Source organism: Pseudomonas sp. ICMP 561 (assembly GCF_002699985.1).
Taxonomy (GTDB): domain Bacteria; phylum Pseudomonadota; class Gammaproteobacteria; order Pseudomonadales; family Pseudomonadaceae; genus Aquipseudomonas; species Aquipseudomonas quasicaspiana.
Genome location: NZ_LKBT01000026.1, coordinates 1 through 22,440, shown reverse-complemented (window position 1 = coordinate 22,440; position 22,440 = coordinate 1). Strand labels below are relative to the sequence as shown.

The window sequence follows — 22,440 nt, the reverse complement described above, 5'->3', positions numbered from 1 at the left end:
AAGCGCGCTCCTACAGTTAAAGGTGAACATCACGCCAACGCAGGCGCAGCCGCTCTTACATCCCGACGCGCCAGCACCAGGTAGAACGCGCCGCCCAGGAAGCACCCGGTAAACCACGCGAAGTTGGCGATGGGTTTGAACCAGGGCACGAAGGTAAACAGCAGACCGATCAGGGTTGCGGCCAGCAAGGCTTTGATAGCGACCGGGTTGAAGCCATTGGTGTACCAGTAACGGCCAGTTGGGGTGTCGTCGAACAACGCATCCACATCAATCTGCTGCTTCTTGATGATGTAGAAATCCACCAGCAGGATTCCGAACAACGGCCCTATGAAGGCTGCCAACACGTCCAGGGTGTAGTGGATCACTTCCGGGTTGTTGAACAGGTTCCACGGCGTGATAAAGATCGAGGCCACAGCCGCAATCATGCCGCCTGCACGCCAGCTGATTTTGCTTGGGGCGCAGTTGGCGAAGTCGAAGGCCGGGGACACGAAGTTGGCCACGATGTTGATGCCGATGGTTGCGGTCACGAAGGCAAAAGCGCCCAGCAATACGGCAACGGTGTTGTCGATACGCGCTACGGTGGCGATCGGGTCGTGGATCATTTCACCGAATACCGGCAAGGTGCCGGAGACGATCACCACCGTCACCAGCGAGAACGCCAGGAAATTCACCGGCAAGCCCCAGAAATTTCCGCGTTTGACGTCAGCCATGCTTCGGCAATAACGACTGAAATCACCGAAGTTCAGGGTAGGACCGGAGAAGTAAGACACCACCAGCGCGGTTGCCATGACCACCTGACCGAATGCTTCCCAACCGCTCAGGGATTTTTCCGACAGGGTAAAGCTGATGTTGCTCCAGCCTGCTTTCCAGACGATCCAGCCAGCAAGAATGAACATGACCGCGTAGACCACCGGCCCGGCCCAGTCGATGAAACGGCGAATCGAATCCATACCGCGCCAGAATACGATGGCCTGTAGCACCCACAGGGTCAAAAAGCCCATCCAGCCCAGATAAGACAGACCGGCGAATTGCACCTGAGCGAGACTTTCCATGGACGGGAAGAAGCGCAACACCACGATAACCAGCGCGCTGGACGCCAGGTAGGTTTGCACCCCATACCAGGCGACGGCGATCAAGCCGCGAATCACTGCTGGAATGTTGGCGCCGAAGACACCGAATGCTAATCGGCAAATGACTGGATAAGGCACGGCGGCTTGCTGACTCGGCTTGGCGAGCAGGTTGGCGATGACCTGAATGATGCAGATCCCGACCAGCAAAGCGATCAACACTTGCCAGCTGGCCAGGCCCAGCGCAAACAGGCTGGCGGCGAAGACATAGCCACCCACGCTGTGCACGTCGCTCATCCAGAACGCGAAGATGTTGTACCAGGTCCACTTCTGCTTAACCGGGCCAAGATCTTCGTTGTACAAGCGAGGGCTGTAGCCCTTTGGAATTTCTGGATTCATCGCACGCACTCTCCTCTGATCGATGCCGCTCCGGAGACTGCATACGGAGGCTGGCTTTATTTGTATACGATCTGAAAGGCATGATGCATGCCAAACCATAGGAATTGGCTCGCAGAGCAGGCAGTAGAAGCGTTATGCGACATTGATCGATATCAATGAAAGCCAGTAAATGCGCGATTAAAGTGCATGGATGCGCACTGGCAGTGCATACAATCAGTGTCGCGACACACCAAGTGAGTGATGGCAAACCGTACAGAGTTTGTATACGATCAGCCTCACATTCACCGGTTAAAGCGGCCCTATGAATCCTCTCTTCCTAGCCAGTCCTGCCATGAGCGATTCGACGTTGAGTCGCGATGAACAGATTTATCAGGACATTCTTGAAGCAATCGTCGAGCACCGACTGTTGCCGGGCACCCGCCTGCCGGAAGATGCCCTTGCTGAAGTGTTTGCCATCAGCCGCACCGGTATTCGCAAAGTCCTGCAAAGACTGGCACTGGAGCGACTGGTGACCTTGCGCACCAATCGCGGCGCGGAGGTCGCTCAGCCGACCGCTAAAGAAGCTCAGGATGTATTCGCCGCCCGCCAACTGATTGAACCTGCGCTGATGCCTGCCGTTGCGGAGCAGATTGATGACGCGCAACTGAAAACGCTGCGTACCTTGGTGGATCAAGAACACCAGGCCCAGCGCGAAGGTTTGCACAGCCGGGCCATTCAACTGTCTGCGCGCTTTCACGTGCAGTTGATCGCACTGGCCGACAATCAGGTGCTGACCGAACAGGTTGCCCAGTTGACCACGCGCTCGTCGCTGATCATCGCGGTCTACGGTTCACGGCACAGTGTGGGCTGCGACTGTGGCGATCATGAAGAACTGCTCGGGCTGCTCGAAGCGGGCAAAGGCGCTTCGGCTACGCAATGGATGGGCAAGCACCTGGCAAGCATCCGCGCCAGCTTGCAGGTCGATCAGGTGACGCAGGTCGAGCCGGACTTCAAAACCATTTTCAAGCGTTGATCCGCGAGTCGAGCCTTACATGAAAATCCAGGTTATCAACCCCAACACCAGCCAGAGCATGACTGCCAGTATCGGCCGCGCCGCCCGCGCAGTTGCGCGCCCCGGCACAGAGATCATCGCCTGCTGTCCCGAGTCGGGTCCGGAATCCATCGAAGGCCATTTTGACGAAGCCATCGCGGCCGTTGGTGTGCTCGAGGAAGTTCGCAAAGGGGTTGCTGCAGGATACGACGCGCACATCATCGCCTGCTTCGGTGATCCGGGTTTGTTGGCCGCACGAGAGCTGGCGCGAGGCCCGGTGATCGGCATTGCCGAAGCCGCCTTTCATGTTGCCAGCCTTATTTGCACACGTTTTGCCGTGGTCACAACGCTGACCCGCACTCGAATCATTGCCGAGCACCTGTTGCGCAATTACGGCATGACCGAGCATTGCACGTCGGTGCGCTGTGTCGAAGTGCCGGTTCTGGAACTGGAAAGCATGGGTGAGCAAGCCTTGGCAGAACGCATTGCCGAACAGGCGATACAGGCCCGGGATAACGAAGGTGCGGGGGCTATTATTCTTGGTTGCGGTGGCATGGCTGACTTGCCGGGTCTGGTCAGCGAACTGACGGGTTTGCCCGTGGTTGATGGCGTCGCCGCCGCTGTGAAACTCGCCGAGGCATTGGGTGAACTTGGGCTCGCTACCAGCAAACACGGGGATCTGGCCTTTCCGCTGGCTAAGCGCTTTACCGGGAGCTTTGCGCATTTCGGCGGTTAACCAAGCCCGCCCCGAGAACCGCCCGGCAGCGATGGCGTCCTGTCTCATGCACCGCGTACAACCCTCTCGCCAACAAGTTGCCTCCTACCCGACACCGCGCTAACCGATAGGAGCGAACTTGTTCGCGAGGCGTCAGGCCTGATTCACCGCGCACGGCCCTCTCGCCAACAAGTTGCCTCCTACCCGACCCCGCGCCAACCGGTAGGAGCGAACTTGTTCGCGAGGCGTCAGGCCTGGTTCACCGCGCACGGCCCTCTCGCCAACAAGTTGCCTCCTACCCGACACCGCGCTAACCGGTAGGAGCGAACTTGTTCGCGAGGCGTCAGGCCTGGTTCACCGCGCACGGCCCTCTCGCCAACAAGTTGCCTCCTACCCGACCCCGCGCCAACCGGTAGGAGCGAACTTGTTCGCGAGGCGTCAGGCCTGATTCACCGTGCACACCCCTCTCGCCAACAAGTTGCCTCCTACCCGACACCGCGCTAACTGGTAGGAGCGAACTTGTTCGCGAGGCGTCAGGCCTGATTTACCGCGTACAACAGTCTCGCCACTCCGCGTGCATTCCCACGGGGTTCGATGCCTGCTACGAGGCAAGCCCGACAAACGAATCCTTCCGTTCTGCATCATTAAAGATATATCCATAGACCGTATCGATATAAGGCGTCATTAAAAACGTCGTTATGCTGCCGCCTGTTTTTTTGTCAGTCGCCCTTTTTTGTTGTGGGAAGTTGTAATGGATTTTGGTGGTTTGGGGTTGGTGGTCGCAGGTCTGGTAGTGGGCTTCATCGTTGGCATGACAGGCGTGGGCGGCGGTTCGCTGATGACGCCTATTCTGTTGTGGTTCGGGGTCAACCCGGCTACCGCCGTGGGTACCGATCTTTTGTATGCAGCCATCACCAAATCTGGCGGTGTGTGGGTTCATAAAAGAAACGACAACATCGACTGGAAGATCACCGGTTGGCTGACCTTGGGCAGCGTCCCGGCGGTACTGCTGACATTGTGGTTCCTCAGCTCCCTGCACGCCGCGCCCGATGCCATGAACGCAGTGATCAAGCAGGCCTTGGGCGTTGTTCTGTTGCTGACCGCCGCCGCGGTGTTCTTCAAGAAACGTCTACTGGCGTTCGCCCACAACCGCGCTGGTGGCAGCTATAACCCCAGCGGCAAGAGCCTGAATGCGCTGACGGTCTTCACTGGTCTGATTCTTGGCACCATGGTTGCCCTGACTTCAATTGGTGCTGGAGCGCTGGGCACCGTGGCGCTGTTCATCCTTTACCCCTTCCTCGCCACCCGACGTCTGGTCGGCACCGAAATCGCCCACGCCGTGCCGCTGACGCTGGTTGCAGGTCTGGGTCATGCCGGGATGGGCAACATGGATTGGGGGATTCTGGGCTTCCTGCTCCTGGGATCGTTGCCGGGAATTTATCTGGGCAGCCACCTTGCGGGCAAAGTATCGGATGAAATTCTTCGTCCGTGCCTGGCGATCATGCTGGCGTTTATCGGGTACAAGCTGGTTTTCTGATTCACGACTTCTGTAGCTGCCGCAGGCTGCGAACGCGGTGCGTCAGAATAAATGCTTCGCAGCCTTCGGCGTTTACGCGACTCTGGCTACCAGCGATAACTCACCGATCCAATCACACTTCGCTCATCGCCATACCGGCAGGTTGTGTTGCAGTACAGGTATTTGCGGTCCGCGAGGTTCTGAGCCTTGGCGGCCACCTCCCAGTGCTTGCCGATTTCATAGCTGACCAGTGCGTCAACCAAGGTGTAAGCGCCTATCTTGCCTTCATAGTCTGTCGGTGTAGTACGGGTCGTGCCGATGTAGCGAGCACCTGCAGCCACGCGCATTTGCGGGATACCGAATGCGCCCAGACGATAGCTCGCCCAGACGCTGGCGCTGTGATACGGAACGCCTTCGATACGCTTTCCGACGTTAGTCGCCGTCTGATCTTCGATGACATGCGAATCGGTATAGGCATACCCCGCTGTCAGCGTCAGGTTGTCAGTGGCCTCTGTCTTGGCTTCCAGCTCAAGCCCCTTGGAGCGGGTTTTACCGTACTGCACGTAGGTCGCACTGGCGGCATCGTAGCTGAGGGCGTTGTCCTGGGTGAGCTGATACACCGCCGCACTGAGCATTGTCTCGGTGCCTGGCGGCTGATAGCGCAGCCCCAACTCGTATTGCTCACCTTCAAGCGGCGCGAAGGCATTGCCGAAAGCGGGGTTGCTGACACTGGCAGGCTGAAAGGACTGACTGTAGCTCACGTAAGGAGCCAGGCCGTTATCGGCGAGGTAGACCAGACCGATACGCCCGGTCGCCTTCTTGTCATTGCGTGACTGGCGGCTGTCATCAGCATGACTGGTAGTGCGGCTCTCGGCCCAGTCCTGTCGCCCACCCAGCAACAACACCCACTTTTCATCGAAGGTGATCTGGTCCTGCAGGTAAATACCTGACTGGGCACTGTGCAGATCCGAACCACTGTCTGCAGCGGTATTGGCGCCGACACCGGTATAAACCGGGTTGGCCAGATTCAATGGTGGCGCAAACTGCGCCAGCGTGCCGCTGATGTGGCGATGCGAATCATAGGTCTTGTGGTAGTAGTCGACGCCCGCGAGCAAGGTGTGCTTCCACGATCCGCTCTCGATGGTGTACTGCACGTTATTATCGGTCGTCCAGCCGGTCGAACGTTCGTCTCGCTCGCTGTAACGTCGAAGCAGATTAGAACCGACGATGGAGAACGGAATCAGGTAATTCCAGTCTGTGTTCGCCTGAAAGTAACGCAGGCTGTGATTGACCTTCAGGTTCTCATTGAAATCGTGGCTGAACAGGTAACCCAGGGTATCCATACGGTTGTTGAAATGGTCGTAGCCCGGTTCACCGGTGAATTGATCACGGCCAATCTTGTACCCAGGCGTTGAACTGTAAGTCGTCATGCGATAGCTGGTGGGCGGGGCGAAGCCGGTATAGGTTTCCTGATGGCTGGCCAGCACCGTCAATGAGGTATCGTCGTCGGGACGCCAGGTGATGGCTGGTGCGATGTAACGCCGATCATCATCAACGTGGTCGACCTGAGTATCACTGTCGCGCCATAAGCCGGTCAGCCGGTAACTGAACTGGCCCTGATCGTCCAGCGGGCCACCCAGGTCTAAGGTGTACTGGCGTCGATCACGGTTGCCGAACTCCACGCCAACTTCGTGCAAAGGCGTATCCGTGGGGCGCTTGCTTACGGTATTGATCATGCCACCCGGCGAGAGTTGACCGTAAAGCACCGACGACGCACCTTTGAGCACTTCTACGCGCTCAAGGCCGTAAGCCTCAACGCTACCGTCATACGGGTTGGACTGCAGCTTCATGCCATCACGAAGAATGCCGCCGGTACCCGCGCCAACGTTGAAGCCGCGCAGCGTGTAATCATCGGCAGTGCGGCTGAAGCCGCTCGGCTGACTGGTAAAACCGGGGGTGTATTTGAGCGCGTCAGAGAGGTTGTCGCTTTTGCGCTGATCCATTTCGGCGCGGGTCACCACCGACACTGATTGCGGCGTTTCCAGCAACGATGCATCGGTCTTGGTCCCCACACTGCTACGCTGGGCAACGTACCCCGCTGGCTCACCGTTGCTGCCATCTCCCGCAATAGCGGCGTTGATGCTGGTCGCTTCAAGCGTCATGCCCTGACTCGGCACCAGCTGCACGCTTAGCGCCCCACTGGCCGTGACCTGCAGACGCAGACCGCTCCCCTGCAATGCACGCTCCACCGCCGACGCAGCGCTCATTCTGCCGTTCACTGGTGCAGAAACCCGTTGGGCAACATCAGTGGGTATGAACAGAATCTGCCGCGAGCTTTGCTGACCGATTTGAATCAGGGTGTCAGTCAATGGCCCGGCAGACAAAGAGAAGTCATACAGTGTTTCAGCAGCCTGAACGCTTACCGAAGTGGCGATCGCCAGGCTCATGAACAACGGAGTAAAAAGTGATGGACGCATGAACAATGCTAAACCTCGCTGGCAAAACGGAGCGCACAATCTGGCGCCTTTACCTGTTCTGTAGAGTGAGGTGGCGATTTGTTAAGGGCTCTCGTGATTTTATTTCCAGAGGGGCCGTTCAGACCCGATCAATCCGGGTCCATAGCCCCCAATAGTGATCGATGCGCAGCGGCAGGATATCTTTCAAGGCTGCCAGGGCCTGATCGCTGTTATCCAGATTGAAGACACCTGAGATACGCAAAGACGCCGCAGCATCAGAAACCTGCAACACCCCACGCCGATAAGGACGCAGCGAGTCGATCACTTGTCCGAGGGATTGATCACTGACCTCCAGCAAACCACGCACCCAGGCACCGGGATCGGTTGGGCTGACCGGCAATGGATGTAAGCCCAGCGCATCCAGACGCGCGCCCTGCCCGTTAGTCAGCGCTAGCGCCTGACGCTGCGACCGGAGCTGCGCAGTGCCGGTTTTCAACCAGAACTGCGCGTGATCCTGATACTGGCTCAGCAAACACCGACCGGAGGCCAACTGCGCGCTGCCGTCCTTGCAAACCAACTGGAACGGACGGTCTTGGGATTCGATGCTTGCCATCAGACTTCCGCGCAGCAAACGCACCGTGCGCATGCCCGCAGTGAAATTCACATCGATAGCACTTTCTGCGTTCAAGGTCAGGCTGGAGCCATCAGCCAGAACAAAGGTCTGGCGCTGGGCGTTGGCAGTCGTAATATCTGCGGTCAGCCTGTCCAGCGGCATGCCCGGCCAGGTCACCAGCCGAGCGGCCAGCGCACAACCGCCAACGGCCAACGCACCGCGCAGCAAATGACGACGGCTGGTCCCGGTAATCAAGACCTGACGGGCGCGGCTGCCGGACAAGTGCGAGAACGTCTGATCAAGCCGTGAACGCAGACCATTCCATGCCGCTACGTGGGATTGATCAGCCGCAAGCCAACACTCAAACGCTTGACGTTCCCCTTCAGTGAACTGTCCTGAAGCCTGGCGAGCATGCCATTCGATAGCCTGTTCAAGGGCTGCAGGCAGCTCGCTCATCGCTCAACCGCACAAATGGCCTTGAGGCCTTGCACAACGTATTGATGCACCCGCGGTGCGGAAACACCGAGTTCAGCGCCGATCCGGGCGTAGGTCCAACCGTCCAGCTGACTGTAAAGAAAAGCAGCTCTGGCCCTTGAAGAAAGGCCGTGAAGCAGCTGGTCCACCTCCAGCAAGGCTTCCATCACCAGATAACGCGCTTCGGGAGAGGGCTCGAACAGTTCGGGCTCGGCGGCCAGCGATTCGAGATAGGCACGCTCCAGATCACGCCGACGCCAACTAGCAAATATCAGCCTTTTGGCAATCGTCGTCAGTAAAGCTCTAGGCTCACGGATCACCTGCGTATCGGGCAACGCCACCACGTGGGCAAACGTTTCGGCGGCCATGTCCGCTGCGTCATGGCAACACCCCATTCGTGCACGCAGACGATCCAGCAGCCAGCCGTGATGCTCGCCAAACAGGCGAACAAGTAAGTCATTACGACGTTGCAGAACGTGAGACATCTCGATTGCCAATGAAAATCATTAACAAATGATGCAGGCTTGGAAATCCATTGGCAATACGTTTGAATGGGCAGTGGCCTGTATGACCCGCAGAACCCACACGCGTCACAACGTGATTACGACGACAAGCGTTTCACCGTGGATCATTTCCACACTAAGCTTTTCCCGTATGAAGCGTTTTCTGGATGAGCTGATGCAGGAAGTCGGTGCACCGCAAACCTTTTGACCGGGCGGATCATCGGAAATTTGACGCCAAATCCTGCGATGTCACAAAGGCATCACATAACTGCCCTATAACCCAGTCTCCGATGCGTCTATCGACTGGGTTTGCCTGCCGTGAAAAAGTTAATACCTGCCATTTTCCGCCGACGTTCCGGGGCTACTTCCGGGGCTACCGCTGTCCTGCGACGCTTCAGGATCACTCAGCGTCTGGTGATTTGTTTCGGGATCACTTCGCTGCTTACCGTGGGACTGGGCGCGTTCTGTCTGCTCCAGATGCAGGAGATTCGTAATCAGGGTGAGACCGTGGAAAGCGGCTCGCTGCCCAGCATCGCCATGGCGGATGCGCTGGCGATCACACTGATCAAAATGCGCAGCGAAAGCATCCGTCTGATCGCCAATGCTGACGACCCCGGCGCAGTGGTCACCAGCAAGATCAACGTCGAAACCCTGAAGAATGATGCCGAAAAAGGCTTCGCTGACTATCTGGCCCACGTCAAGGACAGCACTGAGCGAGATTCCCTTGTCGCGTTGCAGGATGCTTACAAAGCGTTCATCCCAGGCCTTTACGACGAGATCGCGCTGATTGAACAGCGCAAGATTGAAGACGCACGCATGCTTGCCAATACCATGCTGTCCTTGCAGGGCGACCTGATGGACATGCAGGTGCAACTGCTGCGCGAACTGAACAAGCAAAGCGCGGCAACTGCTGTCGAAAATGCCAGTGCCAGTTACGCCCAGACCCGGATCATCGCGCTCAGCGTTATCGCCGCCGTACTGACCCTGACCTTGCTGCTGGCCTGGCGCTTGAGCGTCAGCATCATTCGCCCGGTCCGTCAGGCGTTGAAGATTGCCAGCACCATCGCCAATGGTGACCTGAGCCCGCAGACGATCCCCGAAGGCAAGGACGAAACAGCTCAGTTGTTGACGATGCTCGGCCGGATGCGCGGCAATCTGCACACCACCATCGAGCAGATCTACGCGGCGGCCAACCAGCTTTCACAGTCGGTGCAGGAAATGGGCAGCATCGCCGAATCCGGCGCGGAAAACCTGAAGCTGCAGAACAGCGAAATCGAGCAAGCAGCAGTCGCGGTCAACCAGATGAGTCAGGCGGCCATGGAAGTCGCCAGCAATGCCAGCAACACGGCAACCGAATCTCTGGCGTCGAACGAAGCGGCGGCCAACGGTAAAGCGCGCCTCGCCGACACCATTGGCTCGATCAAGGAACTGACCGGCAGTGTGCTGGATACTTCGCATCAGGCTGAAGGGCTTGCTGAGCGCACTTTGAGCATCAGCAAAATCCTTGATGTAATACGCGCGATTGCCAATCAGACCAACCTGCTGGCACTCAATGCCGCCATCGAAGCCGCCCGTGCGGGTGAGGCCGGACGCGGGTTTGCCGTGGTGGCCGATGAAGTTCGCTCCCTGGCGCAGCGCACCAGTGCGTCGACCACGGAAATCGAAGGGCTGATCAACAGCGTGCAGCAGAGCACTCAGGAAACAGCCCAGGCGCTGCGGCTCACGGCAACTCAAGCCAACGAGACCCTTGAACAGGCCGCCGCCACCGGCGAAGCGTTGACCGTAATTATCAGCTCAACCTCCACTATCAACGACCGCAACCTGCTAATCGCCAGCGCTGCAGAACAACAGGCACAAGTAGCCGGTGAAGTGGACCGCAACCTCAGCAGTATTCGCGACTTGTCGGCTCAAAGCGCATCCGGTGCGCATCAAACGACAGTCGCCAGTAATGCGCTTTCAGTGCTGGCGACCGATCTGAACGTCATGGTTCAGCGTTTCGTGCTCTGAACAAATCGGTAATGCATGCTCACGGTGGCAGGTAATAAATATTTACCGCGACCCATTTATTCGTAATGGCACATTGCTTCAATATTGAGGCGCCCCAAAACCTCGGGGCAGATTGCCAAGAAGGATATGAGCATGCTGAAAGCCGCTGTATGGACTGCAACACTCGCCACTCTGACGTTTGGTGCCATGGCTCAGGCCGATGTCAACATCAAGCTGGGTAGCCGGGAGCGTGTCACCCAACTCTTCGCCTTCCCCAACAATTGCAACGTGATCTGTTATCGCAACTGGACGCTGGAACAGACGGTCGAGCACTACTTGACCCAGAGCGTGCAGCGCGACGGCTACACCGGCAAAGTCACCGTCACCAACGACAATGACGTGATCTACGCGCAGATCAGCGGTGTGCCGGACGGCTATGACAAGCCTCTTTCCCAACTGCTGGACGCAGGCGACCTGGCCTACAACGGCGCGCAAAAACTCCTGGCCTCCGGACCCGACAAATGGCAGTACAACTGGTATTTGTTCCTGCCGCTGGGCATGGCGCTGGAGAATCGCAAAAGCGTTGAACTGCTGCACTTCCCGCCAGATTATTCGCTGACCCAGGCTCAGGACTATCTGAAGTCCAACACCACCGACCGCTGGGCACAGTTGCTGACCTACAACGGCATCCCGACCGCGCAGACGCCGGGTTATCAGACCATCATCGATATCGCGCCGATTGCCGCGCCAGCCTCAGCGGGCAGTTCGCTGGAAGGTGTGTACAGCTATTTCCAGGATTACCAGACCACGATGGTCAAGCAGTTGAGCCAGAACGTTGCGGGTACGTCGCTGCCGATGGTTGCGTTTGGTGCGCCGGTGCGTAACTGGATCAAACAACAATACTCAGCCAGCGTGCCGGTGCTGGGTCTGGCGACGATCAGTCCGAATCCTGGGCAGAACGTGCCGGTGCTGGGCTCGAACCATCCAAGCTATATCTGGTACGCCGCTGACAAAGCCAACTATGGTGGCGATGAAGCCAAGGCAGATGCCGCCGGACTGGCGGTCATGGGGCAGGATTTGAGTGCAGCCTGCTGGCAGGCAGGAATGGGCCAGAAACCAGGCGCGGACCCGAAGGCGACATTGAGCAGTTGCACACAGAACTGGCAGGTGACCAACAAGGCCAAGACCTGTGTTCTGTTCTACACCGACGTGCGCAAGTTGACTCAGGCGCAAGCTGACGCCAAATGCACGAGCAGCACGGTATCCCGCTCGCTTAAACAGCTGCAGAAGCCGCTGACAGCGCCAGCGGTTCATCCGTATATGTAAATAATGCGCGGTGTCCCGGGAAACATTCTCTCGCGGATGAATCCGCTCCTACTGGCTGGTTCGGTCTCTGTGGGAGCGAATTCATTCGCGAAGGGCTCGGTAAACTCAATAGATATTCATTGACCTACTGCCGTCTTCGCGGATGAATCCGCTCCCACACAGACTGTGTGAAAACGTAGCGAGCGACGGCAAGACAAGGCAAAAACAGGCGAAAAAGCGGAGTCTAGGTGTTCTAAATGAGCATTTTTCGCCTGTTTTTAACGCAGTATTGCCGAGCGCAGTAGTTTTCACACAGTCTGCACAGGGTTTTGCATCCAACCGGATTACTTACTCCCCCAACGGACGCAAGCGGTACTGCGGCGGCAGTTGCTCAAAGCCGCTGATGGTCGCGTTCAGGCTTTTCCAGCGGCCGTCCTTGATGCCATAGATGCAACCATGGATCGAGAGGCTCTGCCCGCGATGCCAGGCGTTTTGCACAATGCTGGTGTGGCCGACGTTCGCCACTTGCTGGATGACGTTCAGCTCGCACATGCGGTCAACGCGCTCTTCCTCGGTGGGCAACTTGGCAAGAGTATCGCGGTGCTCGTAATACAGATCGCGGATGGTGCGCAGCCAGCCATCGATCAGGCCCAGTTGGCGATCCTGCATCGATGCACGGACACCGCCGCAACCATAGTGGCCGGTTACCAGGATGTGTTTGACCTTCAGCACGTCAACGGCGTACTGGATCACTGACAGGCAGTTGAGGTCGGTGTGTAGCACGACGTTTGCCACGTTGCGATGCACAAACAGATCACCCGGCAGCATGCCGACGATCTCGTTGGCAGGTACGCGGGCGTCCGAGCAACCTATCCACAGGAATTCCGGGGTCTGCTGGCGTGCCAGCTTGGCAAAAAACTCAGGATCTTCCTTGGTGATCGCATCTGCCCAACGTTCGTTGTTGTCGATCAGGTCTTGTAGCTCGTTCATGTGTCATGCCTCGAAGATGTGCCAGCTTATGACTGGGGCTCGACGATCCGGGTCACTAACTTCTGTTGTGCAGATTCCCGATCCGCTCGTGCAAGCAAAGTGAATCTTCAGAATAGGTGCCGGTCCACCTTTCAAGCCCCTTAATAACGAGGATTCGCCATGAATGATTCCCGCCGCCCTTACGGTGCAACTCAACCCGAACCGATTGACGATAACGAAGACCGTATGGGCTCCATGCGTGAGCTGAACTTCGACGACAAAGGCGACGATGCACGCATCGGCGACTTGATCCCGGAAGACGAACTCTCCCGTGAAATCCCTGAGCAGCGCGTGCGCGAAGCAGGCCTTACCGGCGCGTCGACTCCGGATCATCATCCGACTGACGACGATCTGGATCCAGAGATTCTGATCCGCGAAGACGGTGCCCGCTCCGCTGAAGAAGAAGGCGAAGACAACCCCGCCGATTTCGATCTGACAGTAGTCGATGAAGATGACATTGGTGGTGGTGATGGTCTGGATGAGGCTGAGCTGGGCCGACTGGATCCACTGGATGGGAAGCCTGAAAAGAGCGAGTAACCTGAGGCATATAAAATCTGTAGGACCGGCTTTAGCCGGGAGGGCATTATTTCTGGCGACGGATATTAAGCGAATGTCCCGACGCCCTCCCGGCTCAAGCCAGTCCTACGAACATGACATCACCTGTGGGAGCGAATTTATTCGCGAAGAAGCGGGTACATCCGAGCCTATGTATCGCCTGGAATACCGCCTTCCCGAATAAATTCGGTCCTACCGGGAAATATGTCTGGTCGGTATTCCGGATTACTCAAACAACGTACACGCCATGACCAGCGCATCTTCGCGGCCGCCAGCAACCGGGTAATAATCCCGGCGGCGGCCGATTTCGTTGAAGCCGAAGCGCTCATACAGGCGATAAGCCGCGCGGTTGCTGTCACGTAGTTCGAGGAAGCATTCCCGGGCGTTCAACTGGTAGGCACGGGACATCAAGTGCTCAAGCAGGCGCAAACCCAGACCGCGGCCCTGGCTTTCCGGTTTGACAGTGATATTGAGCAGATGAGCTTCGTCGATGATGACCTGCACGACGCCATGCCCGACCTGTTGGTTTCCTTCGAACATCAGCCAGATTTCGTAAGACTTGAGGCCATCCAGAAAAATGCCGCGAGTCCAGGGATGGCTGAAAGCTGCGTACTCAATCTTCAGTACAGCGTCCAGATCCGCCTCGGTCATCGGGCGGAAGGTTATTGCGTCACTCATCGATCGGTTTCCAGCGCGCCATTAGCCGACGCATGGCTTTCCAGACATCGGCCTTGCGTTGCGGCTCGTCCATCAATAATTCCAGACCCGGCAACGCCCAGGCAGAACCCAGGCCTTCAACCTCGAGTTCACTGTTATAAGCCTCGGCATTGGCTTCCCCGGCAAAGCGCACCGACGGCAGACCGATCAGCCAAAGGCATGCACAAGGTGCCTCTTCCAGACGAGCCGAGACAAAACCCTGAACGAAATCACGCGCAGCTTCAGGCCCTTGATCGATCTGGCCACGACTCAGCAGCGGCCAGCGTACTGGCTCGCCAATGATCTGCGGGCTGTCCGGCAAACCGGCTGCGCGCAGCATGTCCTTGAGCAGCAGATAAGCCGGATCACGACTCTGGAACGCCTGGCCTGTGGGTAACTCCACCAGCACCATGCAGCGACCGGTACGCAGTAACTGCAACGAAAAACGCGGCGGCGGCACAACTGCCGCCTTGACCGGCGCGGGAGTGGCCTCGTCTTCGGCGATTGCAGGCTTGCGGGTATTGGTGGCCGCAGGTCTCGGCACTTCGATCTTTGGCCGTGCAACAGGTGCCGGACTCGCCGCAACGGCGCTCGCCACCTGATTGACCGCAGCTTCAGGCACCGCGATATCCGCCACCGGTTCAACCTGGGGCGCAAGCGGAGCAAGCAGCTCCGGACGTGACGGAGCCGCAAACGGCAGTTCGGTGCGCGGCAGCCAATTGACCACTTGCATAGCAGTCAAATAAGCGCGGCGGCGGGACTCGTTGAGCAAAGGTCAGCCACCTGTGGATAAGTTAGGACGGCGATTCTACAACTCTTCGCCAATTCCCGCCGCAGTTGATCGCCCGGAGATGAAATTTGAGGCGTGCGATGCAGTACAATCGCCGCTTTTATTTACCAACAGTCGGCCTACCAATGATCGAACCCAAGCGCGTCTTGCGCGCCCTTGCCGAACACTGGGCGCTTCTTGAGCCGCTGTGCGAACATTTCGACCAGGGCACTCTGAGCCTGAGCGAATTGCGCTTGCAACTGGCGGCACAGCAACTGGATAGCACCCCGCAGGACATCACCAACCTGCTGGATGTGTGGATTCGCCTGGATATCCTCGTTCCAGTGGCGAAAAGCCCTAACCGTTTTGAACTCAACGCGCAGATTCATGACTTCTTGTCGTACCTGCGTCGCGAGCACCGCTTGGGCCTGTGCCTGGAAATCGAAGCCTATCTGCGCCATCTGGAGCGTTTGGCGGGTTATATCCAGGACGCCTTTGATATCCGCGACGCCAATGACCTGGCCCGGCAACTGCGCCTGCTGGACATGCGCGTGCGCGACGTCCTGAAAAAGCTCGCCAATGACGAGCAGGCGTTGGTGGGTGTCGCCGATCGCGCCAAGACCAGTGATCGCCAGATCCCGCTGCGTCAGCGTTATGCAGAAGTGCTGGCCACCTGGGACGAATACGTCGAGCCGATGATTCAGTTGGTAAACGCTGACGGCGCTTTCGAACAAGGCGTGCGCAAGGTCGAGAACGTACTGCTGCGCTTGCTGACTGAGCAGCAACGCCTGGGCCAGCTGGTCGACGACGACATGCTGCTGCGCACCCACGCGCGCATTCTTGAGATGCAGACCAGCGCTCAGTTGACCTTGCGTCATGCCCGCGAACTGCTGCTGCCGCTGCGTGAAGAAGCGCGCCGCCACAACGCAGTCACCCGTGGCGCAGCGTTGGCCCTTTCGGCGATTCGTCGTAAAGGCATCGATGCAGTGCCGCAAGCGGCGATGCCGATGTTCACCCGTCCGCAGAGCACCTTTCTGGGCAGCGCGAGCCAGGTCGAGGCCTACGTGTATGCGCTGGCCCGCTTTGAGCCGAAACCGGCGAAATTTCCCAAGGCCGGTGTTGGCAAACGCAAAGGTGATTCACCGCAGGCGCCCCGCACGGTCAAGGAAATGCTTGAGCGTTGCGAAGACGCCCTGCCGATGCCGGACCTGATGGTCTGGCTTTTGGAACAGGAGCCGAACGGCGCTACTGACGAATTGCTCTACTGGTTCTCGCGCCTGTCCCGCGAGAAACGCTTCACCCGCGAACGCCTTGAGCGTCGTGACTACTTTACCCAGGAGCATCAGGTCAGCCTGCGCTCCTTCGCCCTGCTCGCCAGCAGTGATGAGCAAACGGGGAACCCAGCCAATGCATCTTGATCTTTCCGAAATGTCGCAACTCGCGCCGATCTTCCGCGAGCTGTTCAAAGGTTTCCACATCAGCCGCCGCGACCCGGAGCTGTACGCGCAATTGTCCAACGCACAGGATCAATACCGGACGCTGTTCAAGGCGCTGGGGTTTGAACTGGTGTGCGACACCCGCGGCTTCTATTACTTCGTCCCGGATCAGGCCGCTGCGCAGGTCAACAAGACCGCGCAACGTCTGGCGCTGTTCACGTTCATTCTGGTTGAACACCTTGCCGACCAGGGTCGTGACCCGGTAGCCGTGCTGGACGGCGGCAGCCTTGGCCGCGATGAACTGCCGTCGATGCTGGAGAAGTACCGCGACCTGTTCTTGCAGGCCGAAGTGCAGACCCAGGACGAGCTGGAAGAGAAAATCATGCGCCGCATGACCCAACTGGGTTTCGCTGCTGAAGAAACCGGCATCTACCGCTTCCTGCCGCCGATGCACCGCTTCCTCGACGTTTGTCTCTCGGTACAACAGGACCGCGACCTGGCCGCAAGCCTTCACAGCGTTCTGCCATTGCCAGTGCCGGTACTGATCGACGAAGACAGCGATGAAAAGCTGCTGCAAACCGATGACCCACTGGACCTCGCGGAATTCGAAGACGTGGAAGAAACCGAAGAGCAGGCCCTGGCCCGCGCTATCGCTGACGAGCAACAGGAGATGGATGCATGAGCCAGGAACGCTACGGCATCCGCCGCTTTGCCCTGCTGAATACGGCCGGTTACAGCCTTGGGCTGTTCCCGCTGGAGCACCCGTTGTCGGTGTACGGGGCCAACAACCTCGGCAAGAGTGCCTCGATCAACGCACTGCAATTCCCTATTCTGGCGCGCATGTCGGACATGAGCTTCGGCAAGTACAGCCTGGAGCAGTCCCGCAAGTTCTACTTCGCGTCGGACACCAGTTACATCCTGGTTGAAGTTTCCCTGCCCCACGGCCCGCACGTCATTGGCGTGGTCGGGCGTGGCCCCGGTGGTGGCTTCGGTCACCAGTTCTTTGCCTATGCGGGCAAACTGGATCTGGGCCATTACCAGAAGAACGACACCTGCCTGCGTCAGAAAGAGCTGTTCAGCAACCTGGAAAGCCAGGGCCTGAAAGCCTACGAACTAAAGCCCGACGAACTGCGTCGCTTGCTGGTGGGCGGTCACACGTCTATTCCGTTGGACCTGACGTTGATCCCGCTGCGCTCCACCAGTGAACAGAGCCTGAAGACATTCCGGGCGCTGTTCATCAACTTGCTGCACATGCGCGAAATCACCGCCGCCAAGCTCAAGCAGCTGTTCCTTGATGCTTTTGAACACAGCCTGCGTTCCGGCAGCGTGGATTACATCGCCGCGTGTGAAGAAGCCTTCCGCGACGTGCGACGCATGGAGCAGGACTACAACTCGCTGGTCAAAGCGGGTCCATTGGTCGAAGCGCTGGCGGCAGGTGTCGCTCAGCGTGATCTGTTGCGAGGCAAGCTGCATCGCCTGTCGCCGCTTCTGGATTCGTTGCTCGGCACCTGGATGGATTACTCCACCGCACGTAAGGAAGAGCTGGTTATCCAGGCCGAGCACTACCGCAGCCAACAGGATGAACTGCAGAACGATCAGCGCGGTGGAACTCAGGAGCTAATGCGTCTGGAGCGGGAAATCAGCAGTATCCAGCGCTGGATCGGCGAACTGGCGGTCCTCAAGAATCGCTTCGCGCTGGTTGACGACGCCAAAGTGCTGGAGCAACAGTTGCTGGCCGCCAAGGATGCTCACGATGAACTGGCTGGTGCCTTGGCACAATCACGTCAGTTCAGCGCCGAAGATCTGGACGAACGTCTGCGCGATCTGGAAAAACGCCTGAAGTCAGTGAAGCAACAACTTGATCACGCGGACAACAACAGCTATGCCCGTCTGCGTGAAGAGTTCTCGCAGCCGGATGTAGAGCGCTTGATGCGCCTGTTCAACAGCGCCCTGTTCAGCTTGCCACTGGGTGAGCAAGGCATTGCGCTGGATGATGGCGACGCTTGGGTCAAATCTCTCGAAGCCATCCTTGATAGTTTCAAAGGCGACCAGTTCCAGGTGCCGGGCCTGTCGATCAACCTGACCAACATCGAGCCGCCTGCCCTGCAAGCCCTGGCCGACCGTGCCGCATTGCGTGATCAGAAAGAACGTCTCGAAAAAGAACTGAAACAGCTCAAGACGCAGCAGGCAGTCGCTTCCGACCGCGCAGCGAGCAAGACTCAGACTGAAGCCTTGTATCAGCAGGTGCTGGATGCACAGAAAGCGCTGGAAGACTTCCGTCGCTGCCAGACCCTGAGCGCTGAAGAGCCCGAGAAGCACGAGCAACTGGCACAGATGGAAGCTGCACAGGATGAACTGAAGCGCTCCAGCGATGCGTTCACCGAGCGCGTCCAGCAACTGTCCGCCAAGCTGCAACTGGTCGCGCGCCAGATTGGCGATCTGGAGTCCAAGCAACGCACGCTGGATGACGCCTTGCGTCGTCGTCAGTTGCTGCCTGCCGATCTGCCGTTTGGTACGCCTTACATGGATCCGGTGGATGACTCGCTGGATAACCTCTTGCCGCTGCTCAACGATTATCAGGACAGCTGGCAAGGTCTGCTGCGCAGCGATGGTCAGATCGAAGCGCTGTATGCCCAGGTACGCCTGAAAGGTGTCGCGAAGTTCGACAGCGAAGAAGACGTCGAGCGTCGTCTGCAACTGCTGATCAATGCTTACGCACACCGTACCGACGAAGCGCTGACGCTGGGCAAGGCTCGCCGCGCAGCCGTGACCGACATTGCGCGCACACTGCGCAACATCCGTAGCGACTACGACAGCCTTGAACATCAACTGGCTCTGTTCAACCGTGAGATCAACAAGCGTCAGGTCTCCAACCTGGCCAGCTTCCGTATCGTGCTCGCTCCCAACAAGGAAGCGCTCAAGCACATTGACCAGATTATCCATAGCGCTGGGCAGTACGAAGAAGGCGAAACGCTGTCGGTGTTCGACCTGAGCCAAAGCGCTGAGCAGGACAACAAGAACGAAGAGGCCAAGGAGTATCTGGCGCGTCTGGTGGCGGCAAACCATAACCAGCTGGGCTTGAAAGACCTGTTCGAACTGGCGTTCGAGATCACCAAGGTCAACGGCCAGCCGGTGATCCATACCGACATCGACGGCGCGGCTTCAAACGGCACCACGATGACCATCAAGGCGCTGACCAACATGTACCTGTTGCTGCACTTGATGGACCGCGATCAAGCCGGCCGTGTGCGCCTGCCTTACTATCTGGACGAAGCAGCAGACATCGACGAGAAGAACCAGGCAGCGCTGCTGGAGACGAGTCTGCAACTGGGCTTTGTACCGATTCTGGCGAGTGTGAAGCCGCAAGTATCGGCGCACGTGGCAATCGACCTGGAAGGCGGCAGCGGGCCTAACGGCATCTACATTGATGAGGCGGACTGGAAGTACATCCGTCGCCGTGATGAGGTGAAGGCGACTGTTTCTGAAGTCGCTGAGGAAGCGGCTGAATAAGCTGAGTCCGCATGAACAAAAAAGGCCGCATGAGAATGCGGCCTTTTTTGTGGGCGTTATTTTTGTGGGCTTGGTGCGGCGTTCGTTAAATCTTGAACTGACCCACCATCTGATTCAGCTCAACGGCCAACCGCGACAGCTCCTGACTGGCAGCATTGGTCTGATGAGCGCCGTCGGCAGACTGCAGCGACAGATCACGGATGTTGATCAGGTTACGATCCACTTCGCGGGACACTTGCGCCTGCTCTTCTGCAGCGCTGGCGATGACCAGGTTACGGTCGGAAATTTCACCCACGCTGCGGGTGATTTCCTCAAGAGCATCACCGGCGCTGCGAGCCACCTCCAGAGTGCTTTGAGCGCGGCTACTGCTGTTCTGCATAGAAGCTACGGCCTTGCTGCTACCTTGCTGGATGCCGCTGATCATCACTTCAATTTCTTGCGTGGACTGCTGAGTGCGATGGGCAAGCGCCCGGACTTCGTCAGCCACAACAGCAAAACCGCGCCCGGCTTCCCCGGCACGCGCAGCCTCAATGGCGGCGTTAAGGGCCAGCAGGTTGGTCTGCTCAGCGATGGCGCGAATCACGTCGAGAACCTTACCGATATCTTGAGTCTGGTCAGCCAGACTGCGGATCTGCTCGGAAGTGACTTCGACGTCAGTAGTCATCTGCTGGATCGCATTGACCGTTTCCTGCACACGCTGGCGACCTTGCATAGCCGAAGTGCTGGACTGCTGCGAAGCAGTCGACGTGTTCACTGCGTTGCTGGCCACTTCCTCGACGGCAGCGGTCATTTCGTTGACGGCAGTAGCGGCTTGTTCGATTTCGTTATTTTGCTGCTGCAGGGATCGCGAACCTTCCTCGGTCACCGCATTGAGCTCTTCAGCGGCTGAAGCAACCTGAGTGGCCGAGCCGGAAATACGCTGCAGGGTGTCTCGCAGATTCATCTGCATGGTTTGCAGCGCTTGCTGCAGGCGCGTGACCTCATCACGGCCATTCACTTGGGCGGTAGTGGTCAGATCACCACGCGCCACGTCTTCCGCAGCCCTTACAGCCTCGCTGAGCGGACGAACGATGCTGCGGGTCAGCAGCACTGCCAACAGGACAGTCAGTACGGCAGTCAGAACCAGAACGGCAATGATGATGTTACGTGCGCTGATGTATTCACTCGCAGACTCTGCAACGGCGGCGTCTGCACCCTGACGATTAAGCTCCAGCAAACTGTCGACCAGAGGTGCCATTTGGTCTGAATACTTCTTGAGCTCACCGCTGATCAAGCCTGGAATCTCAGCGTCACGTTTGGCCAGCGACGCTTGACGCAGTTTGTCCTGAGCAACCAGATAGTTAGCCAGTGCTTCTTTGAACTGCTGAAACTTGGTGCTCTCTTCCGGGCTACGAACCAAAGGCGCGTAAGCAGCGACGATGGTGTTGGCCTTCTTGGTCAACACCTCAAGGCGGGCTTCGGCTTTGTCGATGTCCGCCTGGGTGCGGTTGACCATGATCAGGTAAGACATGGTACGGAATCGCGAGGTGGTATCAGCTAACTCTCCCAGCAGCCGAGTGGACTTCAGCCAGCCTCCGCCGAGATCCGTCGTGTTTTTGTTGAGGCCGGACATTTTGTCGAGACTCATTACACCGAGGAACAGAACGAACAGGGCCATGAGGGAGAAACAGAGAGCGGCGCGAAGGGCAATTCCAAGATTACGCAGTGTCATGCGGGCTGAACTCACAGAATGAAGTTAGCAAGCTATCGGCTGCGATCCCGGAACATGAAGGTGTATCTGTATGTTTCATTTAGCAGTGCTAGGAGCGAACTTGTTCGCGAGGGGTTTGTACATCCGCAGCTTATGTATCGCCTGACATATAGCCTTCCCGAATGAATTCGGTCCTACCCGGTAGCGAGGCGGTGTGCCAGGTTCAACGCGTGGTCGTCCATCGCGGGCGAGCGCGCTCCTACAATGCCCCTTTTTCTTCGCGCACAAACAAAACCCCTGAACGCGTAAGCGATCAGGGGTTCTGGAATTTAATCTTGACGATGACCTACTCTCACATGGGGAAACCCCTCACTACCATCGGCGATACATCGTTTCACTACTGAGTTCGGGATGGGATCAGGTGGTTCCAATGCTCTATGGTCGTCAAGAAATTCGGTTGCCGATTCGTACCTTGCGGGACGCCTCAGCCAATGGGTATGTGATAGCTCGGTAATGTGCGAACAAACTCTCGGTTCGTGTCGTCTTCACAGTCACCGCAATCTGGCCCTGCCTTCATTGATCAAGGCATGTCGCAAATTGCTTGGGTGTTATATGGTCAAGCCTCACGGGCAATTAGTATGGGTTAGCTCAACGCCTCACAGCGCTTACACACCCCACCTATCAACGTCGT

Annotated in this window: 18 protein-coding genes, 2 rRNA genes and 2 pseudogenes; 11 read left to right on the top strand and 11 right to left on the bottom strand. The window is 57.8% G+C overall.

Features of this window, described 5'->3' with window-relative positions:
* Positions 1-29: 29 nt before the first annotated feature.
* Positions 30-1,466: an NCS1 family nucleobase:cation symporter-1 gene (locus AO242_RS19060; protein ID WP_027902081.1), complete on the bottom strand. Its 1,437-nt coding sequence runs from the start codon at positions 1,464-1,466 to the stop codon at positions 30-32.
* 301 nt (positions 1,467-1,767) lie between these two features.
* Here AO242_RS19060 and AO242_RS19055 point away from each other — a divergent pair, with 301 nt between their 5' ends.
* From AO242_RS19055 to AO242_RS19045, 3 genes are all read left to right on the top strand, one after another.
* Positions 1,768-2,478: a GntR family transcriptional regulator gene (locus AO242_RS19055; protein ID WP_099269952.1), complete on the top strand. Its 711-nt coding sequence runs from the start codon at positions 1,768-1,770 to the stop codon at positions 2,476-2,478.
* 19 nt (positions 2,479-2,497) lie between these two features.
* The gene (locus AO242_RS19050) at positions 2,498-3,232 is read left to right on the top strand and encodes an aspartate/glutamate racemase family protein (protein WP_099269951.1); all 735 of its coding nucleotides are present in this window, start codon (positions 2,498-2,500) and stop codon (positions 3,230-3,232) included.
* 730 nt (positions 3,233-3,962) lie between these two features.
* On the top strand, positions 3,963-4,748 hold the full coding sequence (locus AO242_RS19045) for a sulfite exporter TauE/SafE family protein (protein ID WP_099269950.1): 786 nt from the start codon (positions 3,963-3,965) through the stop codon (positions 4,746-4,748).
* Positions 4,749-4,834: 86 nt separating this feature from the next.
* Here AO242_RS19045 and AO242_RS19040 read toward each other — a convergent pair whose 3' ends face one another.
* From AO242_RS19040 to AO242_RS19030, 3 genes are all read right to left on the bottom strand, one after another.
* Positions 4,835-7,204, bottom strand: a complete 2,370-nt coding sequence (locus AO242_RS19040; protein WP_099269949.1) for a TonB-dependent siderophore receptor — start codon at positions 7,202-7,204, stop codon at positions 4,835-4,837.
* A gap of 118 nt (positions 7,205-7,322) precedes the next feature.
* Positions 7,323-8,252, bottom strand: a complete 930-nt coding sequence (locus tag AO242_RS19035) for a FecR domain-containing protein (protein ID WP_099269948.1) — start codon at positions 8,250-8,252, stop codon at positions 7,323-7,325.
* Positions 8,249-8,755, bottom strand: a complete 507-nt coding sequence (locus AO242_RS19030) for a sigma-70 family RNA polymerase sigma factor (RefSeq protein WP_099269963.1) — start codon at positions 8,753-8,755, stop codon at positions 8,249-8,251. Before AO242_RS19030 ends, AO242_RS19035 begins: the two co-directional genes overlap by 4 nt.
* A gap of 66 nt (positions 8,756-8,821) precedes the next feature.
* Here AO242_RS19030 and AO242_RS19025 point away from each other — a divergent pair.
* The 3 genes and pseudogenes from AO242_RS19025 to AO242_RS19015 form a co-directional block, all read left to right on the top strand.
* A pseudogene (locus tag AO242_RS19025) lies at positions 8,822-8,981 on the top strand (HD domain-containing protein); the annotation flags it as partial.
* 176 nt (positions 8,982-9,157) lie between these two features.
* Positions 9,158-10,780 (top strand): methyl-accepting chemotaxis protein, encoded by a 1,623-nt coding sequence (locus tag AO242_RS30405; protein WP_257153476.1) that lies wholly within the window; start codon positions 9,158-9,160, stop codon positions 10,778-10,780.
* Positions 10,781-10,912: 132 nt separating this feature from the next.
* On the top strand, positions 10,913-12,085 hold the full coding sequence (locus tag AO242_RS19015; RefSeq protein WP_099269947.1) for a hypothetical protein: 1,173 nt from the start codon (positions 10,913-10,915) through the stop codon (positions 12,083-12,085).
* A gap of 327 nt (positions 12,086-12,412) precedes the next feature.
* On the opposite strand, the gene can is transcribed toward AO242_RS19015, so the two are convergent.
* Positions 12,413-13,054, bottom strand: coding sequence for a carbonate dehydratase (gene can, locus AO242_RS19005; protein WP_027900176.1), 642 nt, complete (start codon positions 13,052-13,054; stop codon positions 12,413-12,415).
* Between the two features lie 159 nt (positions 13,055-13,213).
* Here can and AO242_RS19000 point away from each other — a divergent pair, with 159 nt between their 5' ends.
* Positions 13,214-13,630 (top strand): serine kinase/phosphatase, encoded by a 417-nt coding sequence (locus tag AO242_RS19000; RefSeq protein WP_099269946.1) that lies wholly within the window; start codon positions 13,214-13,216, stop codon positions 13,628-13,630.
* A 73-nt stretch (positions 13,631-13,703) separates the two neighbouring features.
* The gene (locus AO242_RS29790; RefSeq protein ID WP_257153475.1) at positions 13,704-13,832 is read left to right on the top strand and encodes a hypothetical protein; all 129 of its coding nucleotides are present in this window, start codon (positions 13,704-13,706) and stop codon (positions 13,830-13,832) included.
* Positions 13,833-13,873: 41 nt separating this feature from the next.
* Here the strand turns inward: AO242_RS29790 and rimI are convergent, their stop codons facing one another.
* Together rimI and AO242_RS18990 are read right to left on the bottom strand one after the other, a co-directional pair.
* Positions 13,874-14,326 (bottom strand): ribosomal protein S18-alanine N-acetyltransferase, encoded by a 453-nt coding sequence (gene rimI / locus AO242_RS18995; RefSeq protein ID WP_027900174.1) that lies wholly within the window; start codon positions 14,324-14,326, stop codon positions 13,874-13,876.
* On the bottom strand, positions 14,319-15,116 hold the full coding sequence (locus tag AO242_RS18990) for an energy transducer TonB (protein ID WP_099269945.1): 798 nt from the start codon (positions 15,114-15,116) through the stop codon (positions 14,319-14,321). The genes rimI and AO242_RS18990 overlap by 8 nt, the downstream gene beginning before the upstream one ends.
* A 143-nt stretch (positions 15,117-15,259) precedes the next feature.
* On the opposite strand from AO242_RS18990, the gene mksB reads away from it, so the two are divergent.
* Genes mksB through mksF form a run of 3 tightly spaced genes read left to right on the top strand, consistent with a single transcriptional unit; the run spans position 15,260 to position 20,059 of the window.
* Entirely contained in the window at positions 15,260-16,531 is a 1,272-nt protein-coding gene (gene mksB / locus AO242_RS18985; RefSeq protein WP_027900172.1) for an Mks condensin complex protein MksB, read from the top strand.
* Positions 16,521-17,231 carry an Mks condensin complex protein MksE gene (gene mksE / locus AO242_RS18980; protein ID WP_027900171.1) on the top strand — a complete coding sequence of 237 codons (711 nt, stop codon included), beginning with the start codon at positions 16,521-16,523 and terminating at the stop codon, positions 17,229-17,231. Before mksB ends, mksE begins: the two co-directional genes overlap by 11 nt.
* Complete coding sequence (gene mksF, locus AO242_RS18975; RefSeq protein WP_027900170.1) at positions 17,228-20,059, top strand: Mks condensin complex protein MksF; 2,832 nt, start codon at positions 17,228-17,230, stop codon at positions 20,057-20,059. The genes mksE and mksF overlap by 4 nt, the downstream gene beginning before the upstream one ends.
* Positions 20,060-20,144: 85 nt before the next feature.
* Here mksF and AO242_RS30230 read toward each other — a convergent pair whose 3' ends face one another.
* The 4 genes and pseudogenes from AO242_RS30230 to AO242_RS18960 all read right to left on the bottom strand — a co-directional run.
* Positions 20,145-21,002: a methyl-accepting chemotaxis protein gene (locus AO242_RS30230; RefSeq protein WP_373562233.1), complete on the bottom strand. Its 858-nt coding sequence runs from the start codon at positions 21,000-21,002 to the stop codon at positions 20,145-20,147.
* A pseudogene (locus tag AO242_RS30225) lies at positions 21,000-21,770 on the bottom strand (MCP four helix bundle domain-containing protein); the annotation flags it as partial. The pseudogene AO242_RS30225 and the gene AO242_RS30230, both read right to left, overlap by 3 nt.
* A gap of 312 nt (positions 21,771-22,082) precedes the next feature.
* A 5S ribosomal RNA gene (gene rrf, locus AO242_RS18965) occupies positions 22,083-22,198 on the bottom strand.
* A gap of 163 nt (positions 22,199-22,361) precedes the next feature.
* Positions 22,362-22,440 (bottom strand): 23S ribosomal RNA (locus AO242_RS18960); the annotation flags it as partial.

Excerpts from the sequence above, each read along its gene's own strand:
- AO242_RS19060 (WP_027902081.1), bottom strand. The coding sequence starts at position 1,466 with ATGAATCCAGAAATTCCAAAGGGCTACAGCCCTCGCTTGTACAACGAA.
- AO242_RS19055 (WP_099269952.1), top strand. The coding sequence starts at position 1,768 with ATGAATCCTCTCTTCCTAGCCAGTCCTGCCATGAGCGATTCGACGTTG.
- AO242_RS19050 (WP_099269951.1), top strand. The coding sequence starts at position 2,498 with ATGAAAATCCAGGTTATCAACCCCAACACCAGCCAGAGCATGACTGCC.
- AO242_RS19045 (WP_099269950.1), top strand. The coding sequence starts at position 3,963 with ATGGATTTTGGTGGTTTGGGGTTGGTGGTCGCAGGTCTGGTAGTGGGC.
- AO242_RS19040 (WP_099269949.1), bottom strand. The coding sequence starts at position 7,204 with ATGCGTCCATCACTTTTTACTCCGTTGTTCATGAGCCTGGCGATCGCC.
- AO242_RS19035 (WP_099269948.1), bottom strand. The coding sequence starts at position 8,252 with ATGAGCGAGCTGCCTGCAGCCCTTGAACAGGCTATCGAATGGCATGCT.
- AO242_RS19030 (WP_099269963.1), bottom strand. The coding sequence starts at position 8,755 with ATGTCTCACGTTCTGCAACGTCGTAATGACTTACTTGTTCGCCTGTTT.
- AO242_RS19015 (WP_099269947.1), top strand. The coding sequence starts at position 10,913 with ATGCTGAAAGCCGCTGTATGGACTGCAACACTCGCCACTCTGACGTTT.
- can (WP_027900176.1), bottom strand. The coding sequence starts at position 13,054 with ATGAACGAGCTACAAGACCTGATCGACAACAACGAACGTTGGGCAGAT.
- AO242_RS19000 (WP_099269946.1), top strand. The coding sequence starts at position 13,214 with ATGAATGATTCCCGCCGCCCTTACGGTGCAACTCAACCCGAACCGATT.
- AO242_RS29790 (WP_257153475.1), top strand. The coding sequence starts at position 13,704 with ATGTCCCGACGCCCTCCCGGCTCAAGCCAGTCCTACGAACATGACATC.
- rimI (WP_027900174.1), bottom strand. The coding sequence starts at position 14,326 with ATGAGTGACGCAATAACCTTCCGCCCGATGACCGAGGCGGATCTGGAC.
- mksB (WP_027900172.1), top strand. The coding sequence starts at position 15,260 with ATGATCGAACCCAAGCGCGTCTTGCGCGCCCTTGCCGAACACTGGGCG.
- mksE (WP_027900171.1), top strand. The coding sequence starts at position 16,521 with ATGCATCTTGATCTTTCCGAAATGTCGCAACTCGCGCCGATCTTCCGC.
- mksF (WP_027900170.1), top strand. The coding sequence starts at position 17,228 with ATGAGCCAGGAACGCTACGGCATCCGCCGCTTTGCCCTGCTGAATACG.
- AO242_RS30230 (WP_373562233.1), bottom strand. The coding sequence starts at position 21,002 with ATGAATCTGCGAGACACCCTGCAGCGTATTTCCGGCTCGGCCACTCAG.